At 66.4% G+C, this 25,476-nt stretch carries 22 protein-coding genes; all 22 read right to left on the bottom strand.

What is annotated here, in order from left to right:
- Nucleotides 1-33 precede the first annotated feature (33 nt).
- A complete protein-coding gene (dnaE, locus tag OU996_RS14195) occupies nt 34-3,477 on the bottom strand; it encodes a DNA polymerase III subunit alpha (RefSeq protein WP_267582257.1) in 3,444 nt (1,147 codons plus the stop codon).
- A 402-nt stretch (nt 3,478-3,879) separates the two neighbouring features.
- Nucleotides 3,880-4,332: a hypothetical protein gene (locus OU996_RS14190; protein WP_267582256.1), complete on the bottom strand. Its 453-nt coding sequence runs from the start codon at nt 4,330-4,332 to the stop codon at nt 3,880-3,882.
- A 119-nt stretch (nt 4,333-4,451) separates the two neighbouring features.
- Entirely contained in the window at nt 4,452-5,144 is a 693-nt protein-coding gene (locus OU996_RS14185) for an ABC transporter ATP-binding protein (RefSeq protein ID WP_267582255.1), read from the bottom strand.
- Between the two features lie 8 nt (nt 5,145-5,152).
- Nucleotides 5,153-6,376 carry a lipoprotein-releasing ABC transporter permease subunit gene (locus OU996_RS14180; RefSeq protein ID WP_267585720.1) on the bottom strand — a complete coding sequence of 408 codons (1,224 nt, stop codon included), beginning with the start codon at nt 6,374-6,376 and terminating at the stop codon, nt 5,153-5,155.
- 161 nt (nt 6,377-6,537) lie between these two features.
- A complete protein-coding gene (gene proS / locus OU996_RS14175; RefSeq protein ID WP_267582254.1) occupies nt 6,538-7,860 on the bottom strand; it encodes a proline--tRNA ligase in 1,323 nt (440 codons plus the stop codon).
- 466 nt (nt 7,861-8,326) lie between these two features.
- Nucleotides 8,327-8,602: a DUF1467 family protein gene (locus tag OU996_RS14170; protein ID WP_267582253.1), complete on the bottom strand. Its 276-nt coding sequence runs from the start codon at nt 8,600-8,602 to the stop codon at nt 8,327-8,329.
- A gap of 9 nt (nt 8,603-8,611) precedes the next feature.
- Nucleotides 8,612-9,016 carry a methylmalonyl-CoA epimerase gene (gene mce / locus OU996_RS14165; protein ID WP_267582252.1) on the bottom strand — a complete coding sequence of 135 codons (405 nt, stop codon included), beginning with the start codon at nt 9,014-9,016 and terminating at the stop codon, nt 8,612-8,614.
- An 83-nt stretch (nt 9,017-9,099) separates the two neighbouring features.
- A complete protein-coding gene (locus tag OU996_RS14160) occupies nt 9,100-10,788 on the bottom strand; it encodes a ribonuclease J (protein ID WP_267582251.1) in 1,689 nt (562 codons plus the stop codon).
- Between the two features lie 11 nt (nt 10,789-10,799).
- On the bottom strand, nt 10,800-11,570 hold the full coding sequence (locus OU996_RS14155; RefSeq protein WP_267582250.1) for a biotin--[acetyl-CoA-carboxylase] ligase: 771 nt from the start codon (nt 11,568-11,570) through the stop codon (nt 10,800-10,802).
- A 2-nt stretch (nt 11,571-11,572) separates the two neighbouring features.
- Nucleotides 11,573-13,000 (bottom strand): NADH-quinone oxidoreductase subunit NuoN, encoded by a 1,428-nt coding sequence (gene nuoN, locus OU996_RS14150; RefSeq protein WP_267582249.1) that lies wholly within the window; start codon nt 12,998-13,000, stop codon nt 11,573-11,575.
- Nucleotides 13,001-13,031: 31 nt separating this feature from the next.
- Complete coding sequence (locus OU996_RS14145) at nt 13,032-14,546, bottom strand: NADH-quinone oxidoreductase subunit M (protein WP_267582248.1); 1,515 nt, start codon at nt 14,544-14,546, stop codon at nt 13,032-13,034.
- Nucleotides 14,546-16,474: an NADH-quinone oxidoreductase subunit L gene (gene nuoL, locus OU996_RS14140; RefSeq protein WP_267582247.1), complete on the bottom strand. Its 1,929-nt coding sequence runs from the start codon at nt 16,472-16,474 to the stop codon at nt 14,546-14,548. The genes OU996_RS14145 and nuoL overlap by 1 nt, the downstream gene beginning before the upstream one ends.
- Nucleotides 16,475-16,484: 10 nt before the next feature.
- Nucleotides 16,485-16,793, bottom strand: a complete 309-nt coding sequence (gene nuoK / locus OU996_RS14135; RefSeq protein WP_267582246.1) for an NADH-quinone oxidoreductase subunit NuoK — start codon at nt 16,791-16,793, stop codon at nt 16,485-16,487.
- Nucleotides 16,794-16,796: 3 nt separating this feature from the next.
- On the bottom strand, nt 16,797-17,402 hold the full coding sequence (locus OU996_RS14130) for an NADH-quinone oxidoreductase subunit J (RefSeq protein WP_267582245.1): 606 nt from the start codon (nt 17,400-17,402) through the stop codon (nt 16,797-16,799).
- 103 nt (nt 17,403-17,505) lie between these two features.
- Entirely contained in the window at nt 17,506-17,994 is a 489-nt protein-coding gene (gene nuoI / locus OU996_RS14125) for an NADH-quinone oxidoreductase subunit NuoI (RefSeq protein WP_267582244.1), read from the bottom strand.
- Nucleotides 17,995-18,004: 10 nt separating this feature from the next.
- Nucleotides 18,005-18,268: a hypothetical protein gene (locus OU996_RS14120; protein WP_267582243.1), complete on the bottom strand. Its 264-nt coding sequence runs from the start codon at nt 18,266-18,268 to the stop codon at nt 18,005-18,007.
- Nucleotide 18,269: 1 nt separating this feature from the next.
- Nucleotides 18,270-19,304, bottom strand: coding sequence for an NADH-quinone oxidoreductase subunit NuoH (gene nuoH / locus OU996_RS14115; RefSeq protein ID WP_267582242.1), 1,035 nt, complete (start codon nt 19,302-19,304; stop codon nt 18,270-18,272).
- Between the two features lie 13 nt (nt 19,305-19,317).
- The gene (gene nuoG, locus OU996_RS14110; protein ID WP_267582241.1) at nt 19,318-21,396 is read right to left on the bottom strand and encodes an NADH-quinone oxidoreductase subunit NuoG; all 2,079 of its coding nucleotides are present in this window, start codon (nt 21,394-21,396) and stop codon (nt 19,318-19,320) included.
- A gap of 8 nt (nt 21,397-21,404) precedes the next feature.
- Nucleotides 21,405-22,706 (bottom strand): NADH-quinone oxidoreductase subunit NuoF, encoded by a 1,302-nt coding sequence (gene nuoF / locus OU996_RS14105; RefSeq protein ID WP_267582240.1) that lies wholly within the window; start codon nt 22,704-22,706, stop codon nt 21,405-21,407.
- Nucleotides 22,707-22,716: 10 nt separating this feature from the next.
- Nucleotides 22,717-23,583, bottom strand: coding sequence for an NADH-quinone oxidoreductase subunit NuoE (gene nuoE, locus OU996_RS14100; protein ID WP_267582239.1), 867 nt, complete (start codon nt 23,581-23,583; stop codon nt 22,717-22,719).
- Between the two features lie 38 nt (nt 23,584-23,621).
- A complete protein-coding gene (locus OU996_RS14095) occupies nt 23,622-24,821 on the bottom strand; it encodes an NADH-quinone oxidoreductase subunit D (protein WP_267582238.1) in 1,200 nt (399 codons plus the stop codon).
- 15 nt (nt 24,822-24,836) lie between these two features.
- A complete protein-coding gene (locus tag OU996_RS14090; protein ID WP_267582237.1) occupies nt 24,837-25,451 on the bottom strand; it encodes an NADH-quinone oxidoreductase subunit C in 615 nt (204 codons plus the stop codon).
- Nucleotides 25,452-25,476: the final 25 nt, after the last annotated feature.

Below are 25,476 nucleotides of genomic sequence, written 5' to 3'. Positions count from 1 at the left end.
AAGCTCCGCCCGGTCAGCACTCCCTGTCGAGGCTCAGGCGGCCTCCACGTCAACCACGCCAGGCACCGCCTTCAGCGCACCAGCGATCTGCGGCGAGAGGTTGAAACGGCCAGGTAGCTTCACCTCGACCTCAGTGGCGCCCCGCTCGCCCAGTAGCAGCACGAGCGCCACCTCGCCATCGCCCCGCCCATTGCCCGCCAGCGCGTTGAGACGCGAGGCGACGCTCTCCAGCGGCTCGGGCGAGCGCAGGAAGATCCGCATGCTCTTCTGCATCCGCGCCGTCGCCGCGTCCAAGGGCTCGGCATTCTGGATGCGCGCACGCACATCCTCGCCCTGCAACTCGGCGGAAACCTGCAACAGCAGCGCCCTTCCCGGTTCCAGCAATTCGCGGAACTGGTTCAGCGCCTCGGAGAACAGCACCGCCTCGAACTGGCCGGAGGGGTCGGACAGACCGACAATGCCCATCTTGCTGCCGCTCTTGGTGCGGCGCTCCTGCCGGCTCACCACCGTTGCCGCGAGACGCCCGAAGCCGTGCCCGGCCCGGACGGAACGCTGGAAATCGAGCCAGCGCTGCACGCGCAGTTTCTCCAACGCCTTGGCGTAATCATCCAGCGGATGGCCGGTGAGGAAGAAGCCGATGGCCTGGTATTCGTTCTGCAGCCGCTCCGCCGGCAGCCAGGGCGCGACATTCGGAATGGGCAGTTCGGTCGCCTGCGCCGGCCCGCCAAACATGTTCCCCTGGCCGGACGCCACTTCCGCGCCGACCGAGGCGGCATGGGCCAGCACGGGGTCGATGGCAGCAGCGACGCGGGCGCGGTTCTTTTCCAGCGCGTCGAAAGCCCCTGCATTCACAAGGCTTTCCATGGTGCGCTTGTTCAGCGCCTTGGCATTGATGCGGGCAGCGAAGTCCGACAGGCCGGTGAACGGCCGGTCGCCGCGCGCATCGACGATGGCATCGACGGCATGGACACCCACGCCCTTGATGGCGGCGAGCGCGTAGAGGATCTTGCCGTCCTTCACCGCGAATTCGCGGCCGGAATGGTTCACCGAGGGCGGCACCACCTCGATGCCAAGGCGCTGCGCCTCCTGGCGGAATTCAGCAAGCTTGTCGGTGTTGCCCATATCGAGCGTCATCGAGGCGGCGAGGAATTCGGTGGCGTAGTTCGCCTTCATATAGGCGGTCTGGTAGGCGACCAGCGCATAGGCCGCCGCGTGGCTCTTATTGAAGCCGTAGTCGGCGAATTTCGCCAGCAGATCAAAAATTTCCGAGGCCTTGCCCTTGGGCACGCCGCGCTCCACCGCGCCATCGACGAAGCGCTCGCGCTGCTTGTCCATCTCCGCGCGGATCTTCTTACCCATGGCGCGGCGCAGCAGATCGGCTTCGCCGAGCGAGTAGCCCGACAGCGTCTGGGCGATCTGCATCACCTGTTCCTGGTAGATGATGACGCCGTAGGTCTCCTTCAGGCTCGCCTCGAGAGCGGGATGGGCATAGGCGGCCTGCTCCTGGCCGTTCTTGACGGCGCAATAGACCGGGATGTTGGCCATGGGACCGGGACGGTACAGTGCCACCAGCGCGATGATGTCCTCGAGCCGGTCCGGCTTCATGTCGACCAGCGCGCGCCGCATGCCGGCGCTTTCCACCTGGAACACACCCACGGTCTCGCCGCGCGTGAGCATGGCGTAACTCTTTGGGTCGTCGAGCGGAATGGTCGACAGGTCGAGCTGGATTCCGCGTTGCGCAACCAGCCGGACGGCGGTCTGCAGCACGGTCAGCGTCTTCAGGCCGAGGAAGTCGAACTTCACCAGCCCGGCCTGCTCCACCCATTTCATATTGTACTGGGTGACCGGCATGTCCGAGCGGGGATCTCGGTACAATGGCACCAGCTGCGCCAGCGGCCGGTCGCCGATGACGATACCGGCAGCGTGGGTCGAGGCGTGGCGGTTGAGCCCTTCGAGGCGCGTGGCGATATCGAAGGCCCGCTTCACCACCGGGTTGGCGTCGGCCTCCGCCTGAAGCCGCGCTTCGTCCGTGATCGCCTGCTTCAGCGTGACTGGATTGGCGGGGTTTTGCGGCACCAGCTTGCAGAGCTTGTCGACCTGGCCATAGGGCATTTCCAGCACCCGGCCGACGTCGCGAAGCACACCACGGGCCTGCAGCGTACCAAAGGTGATGATCTGCGCGACCTGGTCGCGGCCATAGCGCTGCTGGACGTACCTTATGACCTCGTCACGCCTTTCCTGACAGAAGTCGATGTCGAAGTCGGGCATCGACACACGCTCGGGGTTCAGGAAGCGCTCGAACAGCAGGCCGAAGCGGAGCGGGTCGAGGTCGGTGATCGTCAGCGAATAGGCGACCAGCGAGCCGGCGCCCGAACCACGGCCCGGGCCGACGGGAATGCCCTGCGCCTTCGCCCATTTGATGAAGTCCGACACGATCAGGAAGTAGCCGGGAAACTTCATCTTTTCGATGATGGACAGCTCGAAGGCGAGGCGGTCCTCATAGTCCTTCACCGTCAGCCCCGGCGCCGGCCCGTGGACCGCGAGACGCTGGCGCAACCCCTCCTCGGCCTGCAGGCGCAGCTCTTCCGCCTCGTCGCGATCCATGGTGAAGCGCGGCAGGATGGGCTTCACGGTGCGCGGGCGGTAGGAACATCGCTGGGCGATTTCCACCGTGTTGGCAAGGGCTTCCGGCAGATCAGCGAAGAGCGTCATCATCTCCGCGCGGGTGCGGAAGCGGTGCTCGGGGGTGAGTTGGCGCCGGTCGCCCTCGGCGACAAGGCGGCCTTCCGCGATGCAGATCAGCGCGTCATGCGCCTCGTAATCGTCCTGCGCGGCGAAGAAAGGCTCGTTGGTGGCGACCAGCGGCAGGTCGAGACGGTAGGCGAGATCGATCAGCCCGGTCTCGACGCGGCGCTCCTCGGCAATGCCGTGGCGCTGGAGTTCGACATAAAGGCGGTCACCAAATACCTCCCGCAACGCCACTAGGCGCTGCTCGGCGAGGTCCGGGCTACCGGCCGCAAGGGCGTGGTCGATGGGGCCAGTGGGACCGCCAGTCAGTGCAATCAGGCCAGTGTGTGTGGTGTCCAGCCAGCCCAGCTTGATGTGCGGCGCGCCGTCCGAGGCGGTCTCCAGATAGGAGCGGGATACCAGCTCCATCAGGTTGCTCCAGCCCGCCTCCGAAGCGGCGAGCAGGACGATACGCGGGCGCTCCGCCGCCAGCGGGCCGCGCGGGGCCGGGCCGGGCATGTCGATGGCGAGCGTGCAGCCGACGATGGGCTGGATGCCCGAGCCGGCCATCTTCTCGGAGAATTCCAGCGCGCCGAAAAGATTGCCGGTGTCGGTCAGCGCGATGGCGGGCTGGCGGTCCTTCTTGGCGAGGTCCGCGAGCTTGGCGACGCTCAGCGCGCCTTCCAGCAGCGAAAAGGAGGAGTGCACATGCAGATGCACGAATCCGACATCGGTCGTGGCTTCGCTCATGTGGGTCTCCTGCGATTCGCGGTAGCTCCCTTTATGGTGGGCGCAGCCCCCGGCCGCGTCCACCCTGCGGGGGTGATGCTCCCCGCTGTCCTCAGGCCCGAACGGGGCCTGCATCGGGCCCGGATGGGCTCAGACGCCGGTGAACACCCCGGCCCAGACGCCGACCATGGCGACGAACAGACCAACCGAGGCGAGAGCGGCGACTTCCTGGAGAAGGATGCGGATCATGTCGACCTCCTAGAGAACATAATGAGAACATGCACCCCACAATCCCCAGAATCAATCCATGTTCTTCGTTCGTTCCAGCACCTGGTTAACAGCCCGGTAACGGATAAAACGCGGCATGGGAGAATCATCGCCCGCGCCGTGGCTTAGCGTCATTGGGAGAAAAAGCTGGGCCGCTCAGTCGAGGCGCGGCGGCCAGACGGTGTCGAGCCGCACGCCGAGAAAACCACTCTCGCTGACGATGATCGCCTCGCAGCGGGCCGGACGCCCGTCCATCACCGCGTGGAACGCGGCCATCTCGCCCGGCTTGATATGTCCGACGCGGGCGCCGTCGACGAGAACCCAGATGCCGCGCAGGTGACCGGTACGAGCAACATCCGGCACCAGCTCGGCGGTGCAGTCATGGCCCTCGCGCCCCGGTCGCCCGGCGATGCGGCCGAGCACCGGCTGGTGCTCGTCGCTGCCGGCGACCGCGTAATCATAGCCGCCATCGCCCGCCAGCATCGCGGCCGCCTGCGGGGCGACCACACGTTCGCCCGCCCAGCGCAGCAGGACGATGAGCGCGAGCGCGGCCGCGACGCCGAGGGCGAGCAGCGACATGTGGTCGAGATCGGCGATCAGATTCGGCATCGGGCCCGACTCGTGAGGGAACGCCCGATGCTAGGGCGCGCGTCGGTTGCGGCAAATCGGGAAGTTTGCGGGGGCGGCAGGGATAAGGCGGGGGCCGGCACGAGGCCCCTCCCCGCCGTTCAGCCGAGTTCGACCACCTTGCCGTCCTGCAGCGTCACGCGCCGGTGCATACGGCTCGCCAGCTCCAGATTATGCGTGGCGATCAGCGCCGCGAGGCCGGTCGCCTCCACGAGCTGGGACAGCGCGTGGAACACATGGTCGGCGGTGTGCGGGTCGAGATTGCCGGTGGGCTCGTCCGCCAGCAGCAGGCGCGGCGCGTTGGCGACGGCGCGGGCGATGGCGACGCGCTGCTGCTCGCCGCCCGACAGTTCGGCCGGGCGGTGATGCAGGCGCTTGGACAGGCCGAGATAGCCCAGCAGCTCCTGCGCCCGGCGCGCGGCTTCCTTCTTGCCGAGGCCGCGGATCATCTGCGGCAGCATCACATTCTCCTGCGCCGAGAACTCCGGCAGGAGATGGTGGAACTGGTAGACGAAGCCGATATCGGTGCGGCGGATCTGCGTGCGGGCGGCATCCGCCATGCCGCCGGTCGCCACGCCGCCGATATAGACCTCGCCGGCGTCCTGATGCTCCAGCAGGCCGGAAATGTGCAGCAGGGTCGACTTGCCCGTGCCGGAGGGCGCGACCAGCGCGACCGACTGGCCGGGCATGACGGTGAAGTCGGCGCCGCGCAGGATCTCCAGCTTCCCCTCGCCCTGGGTGTAGGACTGCTGGACGTTGTCGAGGCGCAGGGCCGCTTCCATGGGACCGGACATGCTGCCCCCTACTCGTAGCGCAGCGCTTCCACCGGATCGAGGCGCGCGGCGCGCCAGGACGGGTAGAGCGGAGCGAGGAAGGAGAGGATGAGCGCCATGATGACCACGGTGGCGGTCTCGCCGACATTCATCTCGGCCGGCAGGCGGCTGAGATAATACAGCTCCGGCGAGAACAGCTCGGTCGCCGTCAGCCAGGAGATGAACTGGCGGATCTCCTCGACATTGAGGCACACGACGAGGCCGAGCGCGAAGCCGGCCAGCGTGCCGACGACGCCGATGGCGGCGCCGGTGACGAGGAAGATGCGCATGATGGCGCCGCGCGTCGCACCCATGGTGCGCAGGATGCCGATGTCGCGCCCCTTGTCCTTCACCAGCATGTTGAGGCCGGAAATGATGTTGAAGGCCGCCACCACCACGATCAGCGTGAGGATGAGGAACATCACATTACGCTCGACCTGCAGCGCGTTGAAGAAGGTGGCGTTTCGCTGGCGCCAGTCGACGATATAGATCGGCCGCTCGGCCGCCGCGTGAACGGCGGCGCGGAAATGGTCCATGTTGTCGGGGTTGTCGGTGTAGACCTCGATCGCCGTCACGTCGCCATTCTTGTTGAAATAGGCCTGACTCTCGGGCAGCGGCATGAAGACGAAGGCGCTGTCATATTCCGACATGCCGATCTCGAACACCGCCGCGATCTTGTAGACCTTGATGCGCGGCGTCGTGCCCATCGGCGTCACCGCGCCGCGCGGGGCGACGAGGGTGAGATTGTCGCCCGCCTGCAGCGAGAGCTGGTCGGCGAGGCGCTTGCCGATGGCGATACCGGAGCCCGCGTCGAAGCCCTCCAGCGTGCCCTGCTTGATGTTGGCGCCGATTGCCGGGAGCTTGCGCAGATTCTCCTCGGAGACGCCGCGCACCAGCACGCCGCCGGCGTTGAAGGCCGAGGAGGCGAGCGCCTGCCCTTCCACCAGCGGCACGGCGAGCGTGATGCCGGGAACGCCGGCGATGCGCTTGGCGACGGCGTCGTAATCGGTGAGCGGGCTGTCCAGCGGCTGCACCAGCAGATGGCCGTTGAGGCCGAGAATCTTCGACAGCAGCTCGGTGCGGAAGCCGTTCATCACCGCCATGACGATGATGAGCGTCGCCACGCCCAGCATGATGCCGAGGAAGGAGAAGCCGGCGATGACCGAGATGAAGCCTTCCTTGCGGCGCGCCCGCAGATAGCGCAGCGACAGCATCCACTCGAAGGCGCTGAACGGGCGCGTGCCCGTCGGCTCCCCGCCCGCCTCGGTGGCCGGGGCCGCCTTGGCCGGCGCGGCCTTCGCCTTGGCCTTACCGGCGCTGCCGCCGGTGACGCTCGTGGCGCTGGTCGTGGCGCTCTTGGCCCGCCGGATCAGATTCATCCGAGGATCCGTTGCAGCGCCGCCGAGACGGAGAGCGTCTCGCGCGAGCCATCGGCGCGGCGCTTGAGTTCCACCGTGCCGGCGGCAAGGCCCTTGGGCCCGACGATGATCTGCCAGGGCAGGCCGATCAGGTCGGCGGTGGCGAATTTGGAGCCGGGGCGCTCGTCGGTGTCGTCGTAGAGCACGTCGACATTGCGGGCGGTCAGCTCGGCATAGATGGCGTCGCAGGCGGAATCGGTCGCCGCGTCGCCCGCCTTGAGGTTCAGCAGCCCGACGCGGAACGGCGCGATGGCCTCCGGCCAGATGATGCCGTTCTCGTCATGCGAGGCTTCGATGATGGCCGCGGCGAGACGCGAGGGGCCAATGCCGTAGGAGCCCATATGCACGGGCCGCTCCACGCCATCGGGGCCGGTGACCTTGGCGCCCATCGGCTCCGAGTACTTCGTGCCGAAATAGAAGATGTGGCCCACTTCGATGCCTCGGGCAGACAGGCGCTGGCCATCGGGAATCGCAGCGAACGCTGCTTCCTCATGCTTCTCTTCCGTGGCCGCATAAAGGCTGGTCCAGCGGTTCACGATGTCCTGAAGCGCGGCCGGGTCGTCGAAATCGACGTCGGAACCGGGGGTGTCCATCTCCAGGAAGTCGGAATGGCAGAACACCTGGCTCTCGCCGGTGGAGGCGAGGATGATGAATTCGTGGCTGTGATTGCCGCCGATCGGGCCGGTGTCGGCGACCATCGGGATCGCCTTGAGGCCGAGCCGCGCGAAGGTGCGCAGATAGGCGACGAACATGCGGTTATAGGACGTCACCGCGCTCTCGAAATCGAGGTCGATCGAGTAGGCGTCCTTCATCAGGAATTCGCGCGAGCGCATGACGCCGAAGCGCGGGCGCACCTCGTCGCGGAACTTCCACTGGATGTGGTAGAGGTTCAGCGGCAAGTCCTTGTAGGACTTCACATAGGCGCGGACGATCTCGGTGAGCATCTCCTCATTGGTCGGCCCGTAGAGCATCTCGCGCTCGTGCCGATCCTTGATGCGCAGCATCTCCTTGCCGTAGTCGTCATAGCGCCCGCTCTCGCGCCAGAGATCGGCCGACTGGATGGTCGGCATCATGATCTCGATGGCGCCGGCGCGGTTCTGCTCCTCGCGGACCACGTTGCAGATCTTGTCGAGCACGCGCTTGCCGAGCGGCAGCCAGGCATAGATGCCGGCGCTCTCCTGCCGGATCATGCCGGCGCGCAGCATGAGGCGGTGCGAGACGATTTCCGCTTCCTTCGGCACTTCGCGGAGGATGGGAAGGAAGTAGCGGGAGAGGCGCATCGGCAAACTCACGATTCGGCCGGGGTCGGGCCCATCAATAATGGCGGAGAGAAACCGGATCGGTCAGCAAAATACAAGCCCTCGCGCGTGGAGGCGCCCCGCCCGGCCCGTGCGCGACGGCGCGAATGCAGCGCCCAGGCGAGGGAAATGACGGTTTTCAAGTATTGGCAACGTTTCCTATTGCGTCGCACCATAGTTCTATTGCGACGCAGGGATGACAAGTCATGCTTTGTTGATCTATGGTGCCGGCCTCTAGAAAGAGGTCCGCCAGTCGCCGCTGTTAAGCGCGATGCCGGTCCAGGTCTCGGGAGGAATGACGGCAAAGAAAGCCCCCCGGCAGATGTCGAAACGACACGGAATCGGGTGCGGGCGGCCAGTTGAAAAAAGGGCGGGACAGCATTGTCCCGCCTCTTTTTTTGCCCGGAGCAACGCCGCGCCGTAACGGCGCGAGCGCCCCGGCTCACGGTCAGTCGATCTTGTACATCTTCACCGGCATGGGAAACATGTCGAGCGTGAGCCGGCCGGTCTCCACCGACCAGGCGAACAGCCCGACGATCACCCCCGCGACCACGGTGGTCACCAGCATCTTCGGGATCAGCAGCGGGCGCTGCGGCGCGCCGGGCTCGGTGCCGTCCTCCTGCGCGCCATCCTCATGCTGCGAGCGCACGCCCCAGGGCAGCACGGCGAAGATCACCGTCCACCAGACGATGAAATAGATGGCGATGTAGGTGCCGACGCCCATGACCCGCCCTCACGCCTCTTCCAGCTCGACCAGCGTCCCCAGGAAGTCCTTGGGATGCAGAAACAGCACCGGCTTGCCATGCGCGCCGAGGCGCGGCTCGCCGGAGCCCAGCACGCGCGCCCCGGCCGCCAGCAGGCGGTCGCGGGCGGCGCGGATGTCGTCCACCTCATAGCAGAGATGGTGGATGCCGCCCTCGGGATTGCGCTCGAGGAATTTGGCGATGGGCGAGCCCTCGCCAAGCACGCCGAGCAGTTCCACCTTGGTGTTGGGCAGCACGACGAAGACGGTGTTCACCCCGTGCTCGGGCTGCGGCACCACCTCCGACACCTCGCCGCCCAGCGTATCGCGATAGGTGGCGATGGCCGCGTCGAGGTCCGGCACGGCAATGGCGACATGGTTGAGGCGGCCGATCATGTGAACGCTCCCGAGCTACTCCCCGCCCCGGCCCGGCTGAACCAGCCGACCCGCAGGCGGGGTGACGCTTCTACGTCAGCCGTTCATACCGTGATCACCAGAACATGGCAGAGCGGCTTCTTGCCCCACGCCTGATTGACCGAGGAGCGCACCGCGCGGGTGAGCGACTCGGCGACCGCATCGGCGTCGCGCCGGCGCGCCTTGGGCAGGCCGTCGAGGCAGTCCAGAATCGCATCCTCGATCACATCGTCGATCGGCTTGCCGCCGACACCGTGCTGCGGCAGGCCGGACAGGTCGATCATCGGGTCGCCGACCACCTCGCCCTTGGCCGTCATCGCGACCGCCACCGAGACGAGGCCGGCGAAGGAGAGGCGGCGGCGCTCGGCGACGGCGGCGTCCGCCGCGTTCACCAGCACATGGCCGTCCTTGTAGAGCCGGCCGAACGGGATCTCCTCGATCACCTCCGCGCTGGCCGTCGGGTCGGCGCTGATGAGGCGCACCACGTCGCCATCGACGAGACGCACCACCTCGCGCACGCCCATGGCGCGGGCGAGCTCAGCATGCTCGGCCAGATGCATCGGTTCGCCATGCACGGGCACGGAGACCTGCGGACGCAGCCACTTGTACATCTGCTCCAGCTCGCCGCGGCGCGGATGGCCGGAAACATGGACCAGCGCGTCGCGGTCGGTCAGCACCTTCACGCCCTGAAGCACCAGCGCGTTGATGATGCGGTTCACCGCGCGCTCATTGCCGGGAATGGTACGCGAGGAGAAGATCACCTGATCGCCGGGCGACAGCGCGATCTCGGGATGGTCGTCATCGGCGATGCGGGCGAGCGCCGCGCGCGGTTCGCCCTGGCTGCCGGTGAGGATCGCCACCACCTTGTCGCGCGGCAGGAAGCCATAGGCATCCACCGGGCGGAAGGCGGGCAGGCCGTCGAGCAGCCGCTGCTCACGGGCGACCCCGATGACGCGCTCCATGGCGCGACCCACCAGCACCACCTCGCGGCCGGTGCGGATTGCCGCCTCGGCAATGGAGCGGATGCGCGCGACGTTCGAGGCGAAGGTGGTCACCGCCACGCGCGCCGGCGCCTTGGCGATCAGCTCGGCCAGCACATGCTGGACGTCCGTTTCGGAGGGTGAGATGCCCTCGCGAATGGCGTTGGTCGAATCGCAGATGATCGCCCGCACGCCCTCATCGCCCAGCGCGGTGAAGCGGGCGGGATCGGTGACGTTGCCGACCACCGGAGTCGGGTCGATCTTCCAGTCGCCGGTATGGACGACGAGACCGAGCGAGGTGCGGATGGCCAGCGAATGGCTGTCGGGAATCGAGTGCGCCACCGGCACGAACTCGACGTCGAACGGGCCGATCTGCGTCCGCCCGCCGCTCGGGACGATGTGGAACGGTATCTTCGGCGCGCCGGGCTCGCCGAGGCGCCGGGCCTCCGCGAGGCCATGGGTGAAGGGCGTGGTGTAGACCGGGCAGCCGAGGCGCGGCCACAGGTCAACAAGGGCGCCGACATGGTCCTCATGGCCATGCGTCAGAACCAGCCCAACCAGATTGCCCTGCTCGCGCTCCCGCTCCAGGAAGGTGACGTCCGGCATGATGATGTCGATGCCGGGAATGTCGGGCGAGGCGAAGGAAATGCCGAGATCGACCGCCAGCCATTTGCGGCGGTTACGCGGGCCGAATCCGTACAGGCCCAAATTCATGCCGATCTCGCCCACGCCACCCAGCGGCGCGAACACCAGCTCCTCCGTTGATTTGCTCACTCAGTTGCCTTTCAAGCCTGCAGGCCGGGCGCGGGAAACACGTCTCCGGCATTGATCGTCTCGCGTGCGCCATCGGCGCGTCGCAGAACCATAGCACCGGAAACATCCAGTGCCTCGAAGATGCCGTGCGTCTCTCGTTCGCCGAGACGAACGGTCACGGCCCGCCCCACACCGGGGGCGCGTTTCAGCCAGGCCTCGCGGGTCGCCTCGAAGCCCTGCCCGCCGGCCCATTCCGCCAATCGTGCCCGCATCGCCGCATCGAGCGCGGCAAGCAGCGCCTCGGGCGCGGTCGGGAAGCCGGCGGCGCCGAGATCCGTGGTCGGATAGGGCGCGTCGAGCGGGTGGTGGGCGCAGTTGACGCCGAAGCCGATCACCGCCGCGTTGCGCGCATCGGGCAGCACCGTGCCTTCGATGAGGATGCCGGCGAGCTTGGCGCCGTCGATCTGCACGTCGTTCGGCCATTTCACGCCGATGCGCAGCGGGTCGATGCCGGTGACGTCGCGCACCGCGTCGTGCAGCGCCAGCGCGGCAACAAAGCACAGTTCCGGCAGGCGCGCCGCCGGGCCGGGCTGCACCAGCAGGAGCGAGGCGTAGAGATTGCCGGGCTCGGAGCGCCAGACACGGCCGCGCCGCCCCCTGCCCTGCGTCTGCCGGCCCGCCACGAACCAGCAAGGCGCCGGACCGGTTGCCCGGGCCAGCGCCTCCGCATTGGTCGAACCGATCTCGTCGAAACGAACGACCGGCGTCGCGCCGGCCGCTGTCCCGCCTGGGAGTCGCGCCATCCTCAGAAGAGCGCCCGTGCCGCCACGCTCGCCGCCGCAAGCAGCGGCGCCGGGTAGACGAAGAGCAGGATGGTGAACAGGCCGGAGATCGCCAGCACGGCGCGCAGTTCGGACGGCATCGGCTCGAAGGCCGGGGCCGGCTCGTCGAAATACATCACCTTGACGACGCGCAGATAGTAGAAGGCGCCGACCACGCTGGAGAGCACGCCGATCACCGCGAGGGCGTACAGCCCCGACTCGATGGCCGCGAGGAACACGTAGTACTTGGCGAGGAAGCCGGCCAGCGGCGGGATGCCGGCGAGCGAAAACATAAGCGCCGCCAGCATGAACGCCTTCACCGGGCTGGTGCGGGCGAGGCCGGCGAGGTCGTCATAATTCTCCACCATGCCGTCCTTGCGGCGCATGGAGAGGATGCAGGCGAAGGTGCCGAGCGTCATCGCCATATAGACGGCCATGTAGACCAGCACGCCGCGCACGCCCTGCTCCGTGCCGGCGGCAAGGCCGACCAGCGCGTAGCCCATATGGCCGATGGAGGAATAGGCCATCAGGCGCTTGAGGTTGCGCTGACCGATGGCGCCGAAGGAGCCGAGGGCCATGGAAGCGATGGAGACGAAGACGATGATCTGCTGCCACTCGTGAACCACGTTCGGCAGCGCCTCGGTGGCGAAGCGCACGAACACCGCCATGGCCGCGACCTTCGGCGCCGCCGCGAAGAAGGCGGTGACCGGGGCGGGCGCCCCCTCATAGACGTCCGGCGTCCACATGTGGAACGGCACGGCCGAGACCTTGAAGCACAGGCCAGCGAACATGAAGACGATGCCGAAGATCAGCCCGAGCGAGGGCTCGCGCGCCGCCTGGGCGATCTGCGCGAAGTTCACCGTGCCGGTGAAGCCATAGATCAGCGAGGCGCCGTAGAGCAGCATGCCGGAGGAGAGCGCGCCGAGCACGAAGTACTTCAGGCCCGCCTCGGTGGAGCGCACCGACTCGCGGTTATTGGCGGCGATGACGTAGAGCGCAAGGCTCATGAGCTCCAGGCCCATATAGAGCGCGATCAGGTCGCCGGCCGAGATCAGCATCATCATGCCGAGCGTGGAGAGCAGCACGAGGATGGCGAACTCGAAGCGGCTCTGCTTCTCGATCTTCAGCCAGTCCACCGACATGGCGAGCGTCGCCCCGGCGCCGATCAGCGCCAGCACCTTGAGGAAGCGCGAATAGGCGTCGACCTGGAAGCTGCCATTGAACAGCACCGCCTCGGACGGACCGAGGACGACGAGCACGAGCGCGGCAAAGATCGCGGCGAGCGCGAAGCCGTTCACCATGTCGGTCGACTTCGGCCCGACAAACGCGCCGAACAGAATCAGCGCGATGGCGGAGACGGCCAGCAGCAGTTCGGGCAGCGCGGGGCCGAGCGCGGCAAGGGAAAAGGTCATTGGCGGGGCTCCGCGGTCATCGGGTCACGGTTCAAGGCAGCACCAGGCTCGCGGCCTTGATGGCGTCGGCGGCCACATCGGCGCGGGCAACGATCGCGTTTACGGCGACGCTGCAGGCATCGAGGATGGGCTGGGGCCACACGCCGAACAGGACGGTGAAGAACAGCAGCGGGATGAGCGAGGCCATCTCGCGGCCATTGAGATCGAGAATGCCCTTCAGGCTGTCCTTCTCAAGCGGCCCGAAGATCACCCGGCGGTACAGCCAGAGCGCATAGGCGGCGGAAAGGATGACGCCCGTAGTGGCGAACAGCGCGACCCAGGTGTTGCGGCCGAAGGCGGCGAGCAGGGTCAGGAATTCGCCGATGAAGCCCGACGTGCCCGGCAGGCCGACATTCGCCATGGTGAAGACCATGAACACCGTGGCGTAGATCGGCATGCGGTGCACGAGGCCGCCATAGGCGGAGATCTCGCGGGTGTGCATCCGGTCATAGACCACGCCGACGCACAGGAAGAGCGCGCCCGACACGAAGCCGTGGCTGACCATCTGGAACACAGCGCCCTGGATGCCTTCCTGGGTCAGGGTGAAGATGCCCATGGTCACGTAGCCCATGTGAGCCACGGACGAGTAGGCGATCAGCTTCTTGATGTCTTCCTGCACCAGCGCGACCAGCGAGGTGTAGATGATCGCGATCACCGACAGGGTGAAGACGAAGGGCGCGAAATAGGCCGAAGCCTCCGGGAACATGGGCAGGCTGAAGCGCAGGAAGCCATAGCCGCCCATCTTCAGCAGGATACCCGCCAGAATGACCGAGCCGGCGGTCGGCGCCTCGACATGGGCGTCGGGCAGCCAGGTGTGGACCGGCCACATCGGCATCTTCACCGCGAAGGAGGCGAAGAAGGCCAGCCAGAGCCAGTACTGCATCCCCGCCGGGAAATCGAACTTCAGCAGGGCGTTGATGTCGGTCGTGCCCGCCTGCCAGTACATGGCCATGATGGCGAGCATCATGAGCACGGAACCGGCCAGCGTGTAGAGGAAGAACTTGAAGGTCGCGTAGATGCGCCGCTTGCCGCCCCAGATGCCGATGATGAGGAACATCGGGATCAGGCCACCTTCAAAGAAGATGTAGAACTGCAGCAGGTCCAGCGACGAGAAGGTGCCGATCATCAGCGTCTCGAGCACCAGGAAGCAGATCATGTACTCCTTGACGCGGACCTTGATCGATTCCCAGCTCGCGAGGATGCACATCGGCATCAAGAGCGTGGTGAGAAGGACGAAGGGCAGCGAGATGCCGTCCACGCCCATGCGGTAATTGGCAATCTCGCCGAGCCAGGGCGTGTTCTCGACGAACTGGAACTCGGTGCCCGAGGCGTCGAACCCGAACAGCAGCAGCAGCGAGATGACGAAGGTGACCAGCGTCGCCCAGAGCGCGACCCAGCGCGTGTTGCGCTGGGCGATCTCGTCATCGCCGCGGATCATCAGGACGATCAGCAGCGCGCCGACCAGCGGCAGGAAGGTGACGACCGAAAGGATGGGCCAGTCGTACATCAGTGCGCCCCGCCAAACATGAACCAGGTGATGAGGGCCGCGACGCCGACGAGCATCACGAATGCGTAGTGGTAGAGATAGCCGGTCTGCAGGCGCACGACGCGGTTGGTCACGTCGATCACGCGGGCCGACACCCCGTTCGGGCCGTACCCGTCGATCACCCGCACGTCACCCTCTTTCCAGAGGAACTTGCCGATCCACAGGGTCGGGCGGACGAACAGGAAGTCGTAGATCTCGTCGAAGTACCACTTGTTGAGCAGGAAGCGGTAGCCGACGTCATTCTGCTTGGCGATCGCCTTCGGCACGGCCGGGTTGGCGATGTACATCCAGTACGCCACCACGAAGCCGAGCGCCATCATCACCGTCGGCGACCACTTGGCCCAGGCCGGGATGTGGTGGATCTCCTCGAGGATCTTGTTGTCCGGGGACATGAAGATCGCCTCGCGGAAGAAGTGCTCCACGTCGTGGCCGACGAAGTACGGGTAGAGGATCATGCCCGCGAACAGCGCGCCGACCGACAGCACCCCGAGCGGGATGAGCATGACCAGCGGCGACTCGTGCGCGTGCTCATAGTGGTGATGGTCGTGCGGCTTGCCATGGAAGGTCATGAACATCTGCCGCCAGGTGTAGAACGAGGTGAGCAGCGCCGCGCCGACCGTCAGCGTGAAGGCATAGGCCGAGATCGGGCTGTGGCTCATGAACGCGGTCTCGATGATCGCGTCCTTGGAGAAGTAGCCGGCGGTGAAGGGGAAGCCCGTCAACGCCAGGCCGCCGATCAGCATGGTGGCGTAGGTGAAGGGGATCTTCCGCCACAGGCCGCCCATGTGCCGCATGTCCTGCTCATGGTGCATCGCGTGGATGACCGAGCCGGCGGCAAGGAACAGCAGCGCCTTGAAGAAGCCGTGCGTGAGCAGGTGGAACACGCCGACCGAATAGGCGCCAGCGCCCAGCGCGGTGAACATGTAGCCGAGCTGCGAGCAGGTCGAATAGGCGATCACGCGCTTGATGTCGTTCTGCACGCAGCCGACCGTCGCCGCGAAGAAGGCGGTGGTGGCACCGACGAACATGACGACGTTGAGCGCGAAGGGCGACAGCTCGAACAGCGGCGACAGGCGCGCCACCATGAAGACGCCGGCGGTGACCATGGTCGCGGCGTGGATGAGCGCCGACACCGGGGTCGGGCCTTCCATCGCGTCCGGCAGCCAGGTGTGCAGGCCGAGCTGGGCGGACTTGCCCATGGCGCCGATGAACAGCAGCAGGCAGATCACGGTCGGCGCATGCCACTCATGGCCGAGGAACAGGATGTTCTTGTCCATCAGCGTGGGCGCGGCGGCGAAGACCTGCTCGAAGGCCACCGAGCCGGTCATCAGATAGACCGCGAAGATGCCGAGCGCGAAGCCAAAGTCACCGACGCGGTTGACGATGAAGGCCTTCATCGCGGCAGCGCAGGCGGAGGGCTTGTCGTACCAGAAGCCGATCAGCAGGTAGGAGGCGAGACCGACGCCTTCCCAGCCGAAGAACAGCTGCACGAGGTTGTCGCTGGTCACCAGCATCAGCATGGCGAAGGTGAACAGCGAGAGATAAGCGAAGAAGCGCGGGCGGCTCGGATCCTCGTGCATGTACCCGATCGAGTACAGGTGAACCAGCGACGACACGGTGGTGACGAGGATCAGCATCACCGCGGTCAGCGTGTCGACGCGGATCGCCCAGTTCACATGCAGGTCACCGGAGGCAAACCAGGTGAACAGCTCGACCGTACCGTCATGGCCACCGAACGCGACCTGGAAGAACACGATCCAGGCGAAGAAGGCGGAGACGAAGAGCAAGCCGGTGGTGATGAGCTCGGAAGGACGGGCGCCGAGGACGCGCCCGAACAAGCCGACGACCAGGAAGCCGACCAGAGGGAGGAAGACGATGGCCTGAAACATGGTGGCTCCCTCAGCCCTTCATCGTGTTGATGTCCTCGACGGCGATCGACCCGCGATTGCGGAAGAACACCACGAGGATGGCGAGGCCGATGGCGGCCTCGGCGGCGGCGACCGTCAGCACGAACAGCGCGAAGATCTGGCCGGTGATGTTGCCGAGGAACACCGAGAAGGCGACGAAGTTGATGTTCACCGCCAGCAGGATGAGTTCGACCGACATCAGGATGACGATGACGTTCTTCCGGTTGAGGAAGATGCCGAGCGTACCGAGCGTGAACAGGATGGCCGCGACGGTGAGGTAATGCGGGAGACCGATCGCCATGGCTCAGAGCCCCTTGCCCGAGGGCACCTTGACGACGTCAATCGCCATCGCCTTGGTGCGTGCGTTCTGGACCGGGATGCTCTGGCGCTTGACGTTCTCCTTGTGGCGGAGCGTCAGCACAATGGCGCCGATCATGGCGACCAGCAGGACGAGGCCGGCCGCCTGGAAGAAGTAGATGTAGTCCGTGTAGAGCACGCGGCCGATCTGCACCGTGTTGGACACGTCGCTCGCCGTGGAGGCGACCGCACCGGTCACTCCCTGACCGAAGGTCCAGGAGCCGAACACCAGCACGAGCTCGGCCAGGAAGACGAGGCCGACCAGCGCGCCGACCGGCAGATATTGCAGGAAGCCTTGGCGCAGCTCGACGAAATCGACGTCGAGCATCATGACCACGAACAGGAACAGCACCGCGACCGCGCCGACATAGACGACGACGAGCAGCATCGCGAGGAACTCAGCCCCGATCAGGATGAACAGGCCCGAGGCGTTCACGAAGGTCAGGATCAGGAACAGCACCGAATGAACGGGGTTCCGCGACGCGATGACCATGAAGGCCGAGGCGACCGCCACCCCGGCGAAAAGATAGAAGAACAGCGCGGCGAGGCTCATGCCCGGCACCCCTCAATCGTCCCGGCCCGCAGGGCGCGCACCGCGCCGGCAGCCTTGGCGGCTTGTCTCGTTATGGTCTTCACGTCGTCCATCCCCCGGCCGCTCAGCGATACGGCGCGTCGAGCTCGATATTCCGAGCGATCTCGCGTTCCCAGCGGTCGCCGTTCGCGAGCAGCTTGGCCTTGTCGTAATAGAGTTCCTCGCGCGTCTCGGTGGCGAACTCGAAGTTCGGTCCCTCGACGATCGCATCGACCGGGCAGGCCTCCTGGCAGAAGCCGCAATAGATGCACTTCACCATGTCGATGTCGTAACGCGTCGTGCGGCGGGTGCCGTCATTGCGGCGCGGGCCGGCCTCGATGGTGATGGCCTGCGCCGGGCAGATGGCCTCGCACAGCTTGCAGGCGATGCAGCGCTCTTCCCCGTTGGGGTAGCGGCGCAGCGCGTGCTCGCCACGGAAGCGCGGGCTCACCGGCCCCTTCTCGAAGGGGTAGTTGAGCGTCGCCTTCGGCTTGAAGAAATAGCGCATCGCCAGGAAGAACGCCGAGACAAACTCGGTGAGCAGCAGCTGGCGGGCCGCCAGATCCAATCTCATGACGCTCTCCTCATTCGGCCATGGCCGCGGCAAGGCCGAAGCCCAGCAGCGGCATCGAGACGGCGAACACCCGGATCACCGTCTTCCACCATGAAATGACACCCTCAAGCTGATCCCGGCTCAGCTTGCGGGCTTCCTTGGAACCGCGGATCGTCGTCTCGACGACCCCCGGCAGAATGAACCATTCGAGGGCACCGAACAGGGCGCCGGCGAGAGCCCCCGTCCAACCGACGGCGGAGGCTTCCATCAGGGCAGCGAGAACCCCGTCATCCATTTCAGCCCCCGCCGGGCGCAAGGCCCGTGAAGTGCAGCACGCTGGCGACCAGAACCACCATGCCGAGGGAGATCGGCAGGAAGACCTTCCAGCCCAGACGCATCAGCTGGTCGTAGCGGTAGCGCGGAACCATTGCCTTCACCATGGCGAACATGAAGAAGACCAGCAGCACCTTGAGCAGGAACCACACAATGCCCGGCACCCAGGTGAAGGGGGCGATCGGCACCGGCGGCAGCCAGCCACCCATGAACAGGATGGTGGTCAGCGCGCACATGGTCATGATCGCCACATACTCGCCGAGCATGAACATCATGTACGGGGTCGAGCCGTATTCCACCATGAAGCCGGCGACCAGCTCGGATTCCGCTTCGCCCAGATCGAAGGGCGGGCGGTTCGTCTCGGCCAGCGCCGAGATGAAGAAGATCACGAACATCGGGAACAGCGGCAGCCAGTACCAGCCCAGAATGCCATAGGGCGTGTTCTGCGCCTCGACGATGGCCGAGAGGTTCAGCGAGCCCGCGCACATCAGCACGGTGACGATGACGAAGCCGATGGAGACCTCGTAGGACACCATCTGCGCCGCCGCGCGCAGCGCCGACAGGAAGGGGTACTTCGAGTTCGACGCCCAGCCGCCCATGATGACGCCGTACACGCCGAGCGAGGAGATCGCGAAGATGTAGAGCACGCCGACATTGATGTCGGCGACCACCCAGCCGGCGTCGATCGGCACCACGGCCCAGGCGGCGAGCGCCAGCAGGCAGGTGACGAAGGGGGCGAGCAGGAACACGCCCTTGTTCGAGCCGTCGGGGATGACCGGCTCCTTCAGCACGAACTTGATCAGATCGGCGAAGGACTGGAACAGGCCGAAGGGCCCGACCACGTTCGGACCGCGCCGCAGCTGCACCGCCGCCCAGATCTTGCGATCGGCCAGCAGCACATAGGCGACGACGATGAGCAGGCCAACCAGCAGACCCAGGCTCTGGGCCACGATGATGAGAACCTGAAGAAGAGTATCGAGCCAGCTTGTGGTGGTCATGCTCTCCCTCCCCTCACTCGGCCGCCGCCGCGAGGCGGCTTGAGGCGAGCGCGGCGCATTCGGCCATCACCGCGGAGGCCCGCGCGATGGGGTTGGTCAGATAGAACGAGGTGACAGCCGCGCGGAACGGCGCGCGCTCGGGCGTGCCACCGGCATTGGCCAGCGTCACGATGGCCGCCGGATCGGCCGGCTCGACATGGTCGATCCGGGCGAGGTGCGGATGCACGGCGTAGAGCGCCGCGCGAAGCTGCGCCAGATTGTCGAAGGGCAGCCGCGTGCCGAGCACGTCGGACAGCGCGCGCAGCACCGCCCAGTCCTCGCGCGCCTCGCCGGGCGGGAAGGCCGCGCGGTTGGCGAGTTGCACCCGGCCCTCGGTGTTAACATAGGTCGCCGACTTCTCGGTATAGGCCGCGCCCGGCAGGATGACGTCGGCGCGATGGGCGCCGCGGTCACCATGGGTGCCGAGATAGACCACGAAAGCGCCCGGCGCGATGTCGATCTCGTCCGCGCCGAGGGCGAACAGCACGTCCACCCCGCCCGGATTGGTCATCGCGACCGCATCGAGCCCGCCGGCGCCCGGCACGCAGCCGACATCCAGCGCACCGACACGCGCGGCGGCGGTGTGCAGCACGCCGAAGCCGTTCCAGCCATCCTTGACTGCACCCACCGAGACGGCGAGCCGCGCGGCGAGCGCGAGCACCGCCGCGCCATCGGCGCGGGAGAGAGCCCCCTGCCCGATCAGGATCAGCGGACGCTGGGCGCCCTTGAGCGTCGCGGCGAAGGTGCCCTCGCCGACGAGATCCGTCAGCGTGTCCGGGCCGGCGCCGAGATAGTCATAGGGATAGGTCAGGTCGACATGCTCGCCGATCAGCCCGACCGGGAAATTGCCCTGCAGCCAGCGCTTGCGGATGCGGGCGTTGAGCACGCTCGCCTCGCGGCGCGGGTCGGCGCCGATGATGAGCAGCGCATCGGCCTGCTCGATGCCGGCGATGGTCGGGTTGAACACATAGGTCGCGCGGCCGAGCGCCGGGTCGAGCTTGGTCCCGTCCTGACGGGCGTCGATATTGGTCGAGCCGAGGCTCGCCAGCAGCGTCTTGAGCGCGAAGGCTTCCTCGACCGAGGCGAGATCGCCGACCAGACCACCGATGCGGTTGCCCGGCACGCCCTTCACCTTGGCAGCGATGGCGGCAAAGGCTTCCGGCCAGCTGGCGACCTTCAGCTTGCCGCCGACGCGCACATAGGGGCGGTCGAGGCGCTGGGTCTTGAGGCCGTCCCAGATGTAGCGAGTCTTGTCGGAGATCCACTCCTCGTTCACGTCCTCATTCAGACGCGGGAGGACGCGCATGACCTCGCGGCCGCGCGTGTCGACGCGGATGTTGGAGCCGACCGCGTCCATCACGTCGATGGATTCGGTCTTCACCAGCTCCCACGGACGGGCGTGGTAGGCATAGGGGCGCTGGGTCAGCGCGCCGACCGGGCAGAGATCGGCGACATTGCCCTGCAGCTCGGACGACATCGCCGCCTCGAGATAGGTGGTGATCTCCATGTCCTCGCCGCGGCCGATGGCGCCGAGTTCGGCAACGCCGGCGACTTCGGTGGTGAAGCGCACGCAGCGGGTGCACTGGATGCACCGGGTCATCGAGGTCTTGATCAGCGGGCCGATATACTTGTCTTCGACCGCGCGCTTGTTCTCGGCGTAGCGGGAGGTGTCCACGCCATAGGCCATGGCCTGGTCCTGCAGATCGCACTCGCCGCCCTGATCGCAGATCGGACAATCCAGCGGGTGGTTGATGAGCAGGAACTCCATCACCCCTTCACGCGCCTTCTTCACCATCGGGCTCTTGGTGAGCACGACGGGCGGCTCGCCATTGGGGCCGGGGCGCAGGTCGCGCACATTCATCGCGCAGCTCGCCGTCGGCTTGGGCGGGCCGCCCTTCACCTCAACGAGACACATGCGGCAATTGCCGGCGATGGACAGCCGCTCATGGAAGCAGAAGCGCGGAATTTCCGCGCCGGCCGCCTCGCACGCCTGCAGCAGCGTGTACTCGGCGGGAACCTCGACCTCGATGTCGTCGACGATGATCTTGGCCATGTTGCTCTCTACTCCGCCGCGACCGGAACCGGGTCGGAATGCGGGTTCGCCGAATACTGATCGATCCGCTTCTCGATCTCCGGCCGGAAGTGCCGGATGAGACCCTGGATCGGCCACGCCGCCGCATCACCCAGCGCGCAGATGGTGTGGCCCTCGACCTGCGTCGTGACCTGAAGCAGCAGGTCGATCTCGCGCTTCTGCGCGCGGCCGGCGACCATGCGGTCCATCACCCGCCACATCCAGCCCGTGCCCTCGCGGCAGGGCGTGCACTGGCCGCAGCTCTCATGCCGGAAGAAGTAGGAGATGCGGGCGATCGCCTTGATCACGTCGGTGGACTTGTCCATCACCAGCACGCCGGCGGTGCCGAGGCTCGACTTCACCGCGCGGCAGCCGTCGAAGTCCATGATCAGGTCGTCGCACTGGTCGGCCGGGATGATCGGGCAGGACGCGCCGCCGGGGATGATGGCGAGCAGGTTATCCCAGCCGCCGCGCACGCCGCCGCCATGCTTCTCGATCAGTTCCTTGAACGGAATGCCCATCGCGTCCTCGACGACGCAGGGCGTGTTCACATGGCCGGAGATGCCATAGAGCTTGGTGCCGACATTGTTCGGCCGGCCAATGGCCGAGAACCACGCGGCGCCGCGGCGCAGGATGGTCGGGGCGACGGCGATCGACTCGACATTGTTGACGGTGGTCGGGCAGCCATAGAGGCCGACATTGGCCGGGAACGGCGGCTTGAGGCGCGGCTGGCCCTTCTTGCCTTCCAGGCTCTCGATCAGCGCGGTCTCTTCGCCGCAGATATAGGCGCCGGCGCCATGGTGGACATAGATGTCGAAGTCCCAGCCATGCACATTGTTCTTGCCGATGAGACGCGCCTCATAGGCCTGGTCGACCGCCGCCTGAAGGTTCTCGCGTTCCTTGATGAACTCGCCGCGCACATAGATGTACGCGGTGTGCGCGCCCATGGCGAAGCCGGCGATCAGGCAGCCCTCGACCAGATGGTGCGGGTCGTGGCGCAGGATCTCGCGATCCTTGCAGGTGCCCGGCTCGGATTCGTCGGCGTTGACGACGAGGTAGTGCGGGCGCCCGTCATTGTTCTTCGGCATGAACGACCACTTGAGGCCGGTCGGGAAGCCGGCGCCGCCGCGCCCGCGCAGTCCCGAGGCCTTCATGTGCTCGATGATCCAGTCGCGACCGGCCTCGAGGATGGTTTTCGTCCCATCCCAGGAGCCACGCTTCAGGGCGCCCTGAAGGCCCCAGTCGTGCTGGCCGTAGATATTGGTGAAGATGCGATCCTTGTCGGCAAGCATGGTTCGCTCCTCAGTCAGCCTTGCCGCCGGGCGGCGGGGCCACTGGCTTGGACGGCTTTTCGCTGTCGGCGTTGCCGGCAGCCTCAACGGCCTTGGCCGCGAGGGGCGCGGCGGGCGCCGGATCGGCCTTGGGCGGAGCCGGCGGAGCGGCGGAGGCCGCGGCCGGTGCGGGAGCGGCCGGGGCCGCCTCGCCATTGGCACGCGCCTCAATCGCCTGACGCGCCAGGGCGAGACCCGCACCCTTGCCGACCATCGAGCCGTCATAAAGCTCGGCCGCGAGAAGGGTTGCCTGCCCGGTCACGGGGGCGGAGAGGAAACGGCCATTCTGCGGGCCGGTGGCGGGCGTCTCGCCGCGCTCGAAGGCATCGAGGATCCGGTCGAGATCAGCCGGCGTCAGATCCTCATAGACGTCCTTGAACACCTGGATCATCGGCGCGTTGGTGCAGGTGCCCGCGCACTCGACCTCTTCCCAGGAGAAGTCGCCATTGTCCGACAGGTGGAACGGCTCGGCGTGAATGCGCTTCTTGCACACCTTCATCAGGTCTTCGGCGCCCTTGAGCATGCAGGGCGTCGTGCCGCAGACTTGGATGTGCGCCTTGCGGCCCACCGGCTGGAGCTGGAACTGGGTATAGAAGGTCGCGATCTCGTAGACGCGGATGGGCGCCATGCCCAGCATGTCGCCGACATAGCGCATCGCCGGCTCGGAGACCCAGCCGCCGGCCTGCTCCTGCGCCCGCATGAGCAGCGGAATCACCGCGCTGGCCTGTCGGCCCGCGGGGTATTTCGCGATGGTCTTCTCGGCCCAGGCGAGATTCTCGTCCGTGAACGCGAAGCTCTCGGGCTGGACCTCTTTTGGCGCAAGCCTACGGACAGACATGCCGTACCCTTCCGATCGGAACGCTCACCCTGCCGGGCTCAGCGGTCCACTTCACCGAACACGATGTCGAGCGAACCGAGGATCGCTGACACGTCCGCGAGCATGTAGCCGCGGCACAGGAAATCCATCGACTGAAGGTGCGCGAAACCGGGCGCGCGGATCTTGCAGCGATAGGGCTTGTTGGTCCCGTCAGAGACCAGATAGACGCCAAACTCACCCTTCGGCGCTTCCACGGCGGCATAGACGTCGCCGGCCGGAACGTGGAAGCCTTCGGTGTAGAGCTTGAAGTGGTGGATGAGCGCTTCCATCGAGCGCTTCATCTCGCCGCGCTTGGGCGCGACGATCTTGTTGTCGACGGCGGCGACCGGGCCGCTCTCCTTCAGGAGGCGCTCGCAGCACTGGCGCATGATGTACGCAGACTGGCGCATCTCTTCCATGCGGATGCAGTAGCGGTCGTAATTGTCGCAGTTCTTGCCGATCGGAATGTCGAATTCCAGCTCGTCATAGCACTCATAGGGCTGCGACTTGCGCAGATCCCACGCCGCGCCCGAGCCGCGCACCATCACGCCGGAGAAACCCCAGGCCCAGGCTTCCTCAAGCGTGACGATGCCGATGTCGACATTGCGCTGCTTGAAGATGCGGTTGTCGGTGAGCAGCCCCTCGAGATCGTCGCAGACCTTCAGGAACGGGTCGATCCAGGCGAGGATGTCCTCGACCAGCGCGCGCGGCAGATCCTGATGGACCCCGCCCGGCCGGAAATAGGCGGCGTGCATGCGCGAGCCGGAGGCGCGCTCATAGAACACCATGAGCTTCTCGCGCTCCTCGAAGCCCCAGAGCGGCGGCGTGAGCGCGCCGACGTCCATCGCCTGCGTGGTCACATTGAGCATGTGGGAGAGGATGCGGCCGATCTCGGAATAGAGCACGCGGATGAGCTGGCCGCGCTTCGGCACGGTAACGCCGATCAGCCGCTCGATGGCCAGGCAGTAGGCGTGCTCCTGGTTCATCGGCGCGACATAGTCGAGCCGGTCGAAATAGGGCACGGCCTGCGTGTAGGTCTTGGTCTCGATCAGCTTCTCGGTGCCGCGATGCAGCAAGCCGATATGCGGATCGACACGCTCGACGACTTCGCCGTCCAGCTCCAGCACAAGGCGCAAAACGCCATGCGCCGCAGGATGTTGCGGACCGAAGTTGATCTGGAAGTTGCGGACGCTCGGATCGACCTTGGCGGGTGCGTTCATCTCTGGGCCCTCACCTCAACCCGCCTTCGGGCTGCTGGCCTTCTCATCGCCCGGGAGCACGTAGTCCGGCCCCTCCCACGGCGACAGGAAGTCGAAGTTGCGGAACTCCTGGGCGAGCTTCACCGGCTCGTAGACGACGCGCTTGCGCTCGTCGTCATAGCGTACCTCGACGAAGCCCGTCGTCGGGAAGTCCTTGCGGAGCGGGTAACCGTCAAAGCCGTAATCGGTCAGCAGGCGGCGCAGCTCCGGGTGGCCGGAGAACAGGATGCCGTACATGTCATAGGCCTCGCGCTCGAACCACAGCGCGCCAGCGAACACCGAGGTGGCGGACGGCACGGGGGTGGTCTCGTCGGTCTCGACCTTGATGCGCACGCGCGCGTTCAGGGTCGGCGACAGCAGGTGATAGACCACGTCGAAGCGCTTCTCCCGCTTGGGGTAGTCCACGCCGCAGATGTCGATGAAGCTGACGAACCGACAGGAGGGATCGTCGCGCAGGAAGGTCAGCACCTTGATCACATCGGGCGCGTCCACGAGGAGGGTGAGCTCACCGAAGGCGACGGCCGCGTCCTGCACGGCGTGCGGCAGCGCTTCCGATACATGCGCGCCAAGCTCTTTCAGCGTCTCGTCCATGTCTTTCCCGTAGTCGTCAGTGCCG

The sequence above is a fragment of the Ancylobacter sp. SL191 genome (assembly GCF_026625645.1).
Lineage (GTDB): Bacteria > Pseudomonadota > Alphaproteobacteria > Rhizobiales > Xanthobacteraceae > Ancylobacter.
This window is presented reverse-complemented; position numbering and strand designations above follow the sequence as displayed.

What these genes read in the sequence shown, in the direction of transcription:
- dnaE (WP_267582257.1), bottom strand. Translation starts at nt 3,477, where the DNA reads ATGAGCGAAGCCACGACCGATGTCGGATTCGTGCATCTGCATGTGCAC.
- OU996_RS14130 (WP_267582245.1), bottom strand. Translation starts at nt 17,402, where the DNA reads ATGAGCCTCGCCGCGCTGTTCTTCTATCTTTTCGCCGGGGTGGCGGTC.
- nuoL (WP_267582247.1), bottom strand. Translation starts at nt 16,474, where the DNA reads ATGTTTCAGGCCATCGTCTTCCTCCCTCTGGTCGGCTTCCTGGTCGTC.
- nuoK (WP_267582246.1), bottom strand. Translation starts at nt 16,793, where the DNA reads ATGGCGATCGGTCTCCCGCATTACCTCACCGTCGCGGCCATCCTGTTC.
- proS (WP_267582254.1), bottom strand. Translation starts at nt 7,860, where the DNA reads ATGCGCCTCTCCCGCTACTTCCTTCCCATCCTCCGCGAAGTGCCGAAG.
- OU996_RS14180 (WP_267585720.1), bottom strand. Translation starts at nt 6,376, where the DNA reads ATGCTGTCGCTGCGCTATCTGCGGGCGCGCCGCAAGGAAGGCTTCATC.
- OU996_RS14095 (WP_267582238.1), bottom strand. Translation starts at nt 24,821, where the DNA reads ATGAACGCACCCGCCAAGGTCGATCCGAGCGTCCGCAACTTCCAGATC.
- nuoF (WP_267582240.1), bottom strand. Translation starts at nt 22,706, where the DNA reads ATGCTTGCCGACAAGGATCGCATCTTCACCAATATCTACGGCCAGCAC.
- OU996_RS14155 (WP_267582250.1), bottom strand. Translation starts at nt 11,570, where the DNA reads ATGGCGCGACTCCCAGGCGGGACAGCGGCCGGCGCGACGCCGGTCGTT.
- OU996_RS14170 (WP_267582253.1), bottom strand. Translation starts at nt 8,602, where the DNA reads ATGGGCGTCGGCACCTACATCGCCATCTATTTCATCGTCTGGTGGACG.
- OU996_RS14185 (WP_267582255.1), bottom strand. Translation starts at nt 5,144, where the DNA reads ATGTCCGGTCCCATGGAAGCGGCCCTGCGCCTCGACAACGTCCAGCAG.
- nuoN (WP_267582249.1), bottom strand. Translation starts at nt 13,000, where the DNA reads ATGACCTTTTCCCTTGCCGCGCTCGGCCCCGCGCTGCCCGAACTGCTG.
- nuoG (WP_267582241.1), bottom strand. Translation starts at nt 21,396, where the DNA reads ATGGCCAAGATCATCGTCGACGACATCGAGGTCGAGGTTCCCGCCGAG.
- nuoH (WP_267582242.1), bottom strand. Translation starts at nt 19,304, where the DNA reads ATGACCACCACAAGCTGGCTCGATACTCTTCTTCAGGTTCTCATCATC.
- OU996_RS14145 (WP_267582248.1), bottom strand. Translation starts at nt 14,546, where the DNA reads ATGTACGACTGGCCCATCCTTTCGGTCGTCACCTTCCTGCCGCTGGTC.
- mce (WP_267582252.1), bottom strand. Translation starts at nt 9,016, where the DNA reads ATGATCGGCCGCCTCAACCATGTCGCCATTGCCGTGCCGGACCTCGAC.
- OU996_RS14090 (WP_267582237.1), bottom strand. Translation starts at nt 25,451, where the DNA reads ATGGACGAGACGCTGAAAGAGCTTGGCGCGCATGTATCGGAAGCGCTG.
- nuoI (WP_267582244.1), bottom strand. Translation starts at nt 17,994, where the DNA reads ATGAGATTGGATCTGGCGGCCCGCCAGCTGCTGCTCACCGAGTTTGTC.
- OU996_RS14120 (WP_267582243.1), bottom strand. Translation starts at nt 18,268, where the DNA reads ATGGATGACGGGGTTCTCGCTGCCCTGATGGAAGCCTCCGCCGTCGGT.
- OU996_RS14190 (WP_267582256.1), bottom strand. Translation starts at nt 4,332, where the DNA reads ATGCCGAATCTGATCGCCGATCTCGACCACATGTCGCTGCTCGCCCTC.
- nuoE (WP_267582239.1), bottom strand. Translation starts at nt 23,583, where the DNA reads ATGTCTGTCCGTAGGCTTGCGCCAAAAGAGGTCCAGCCCGAGAGCTTC.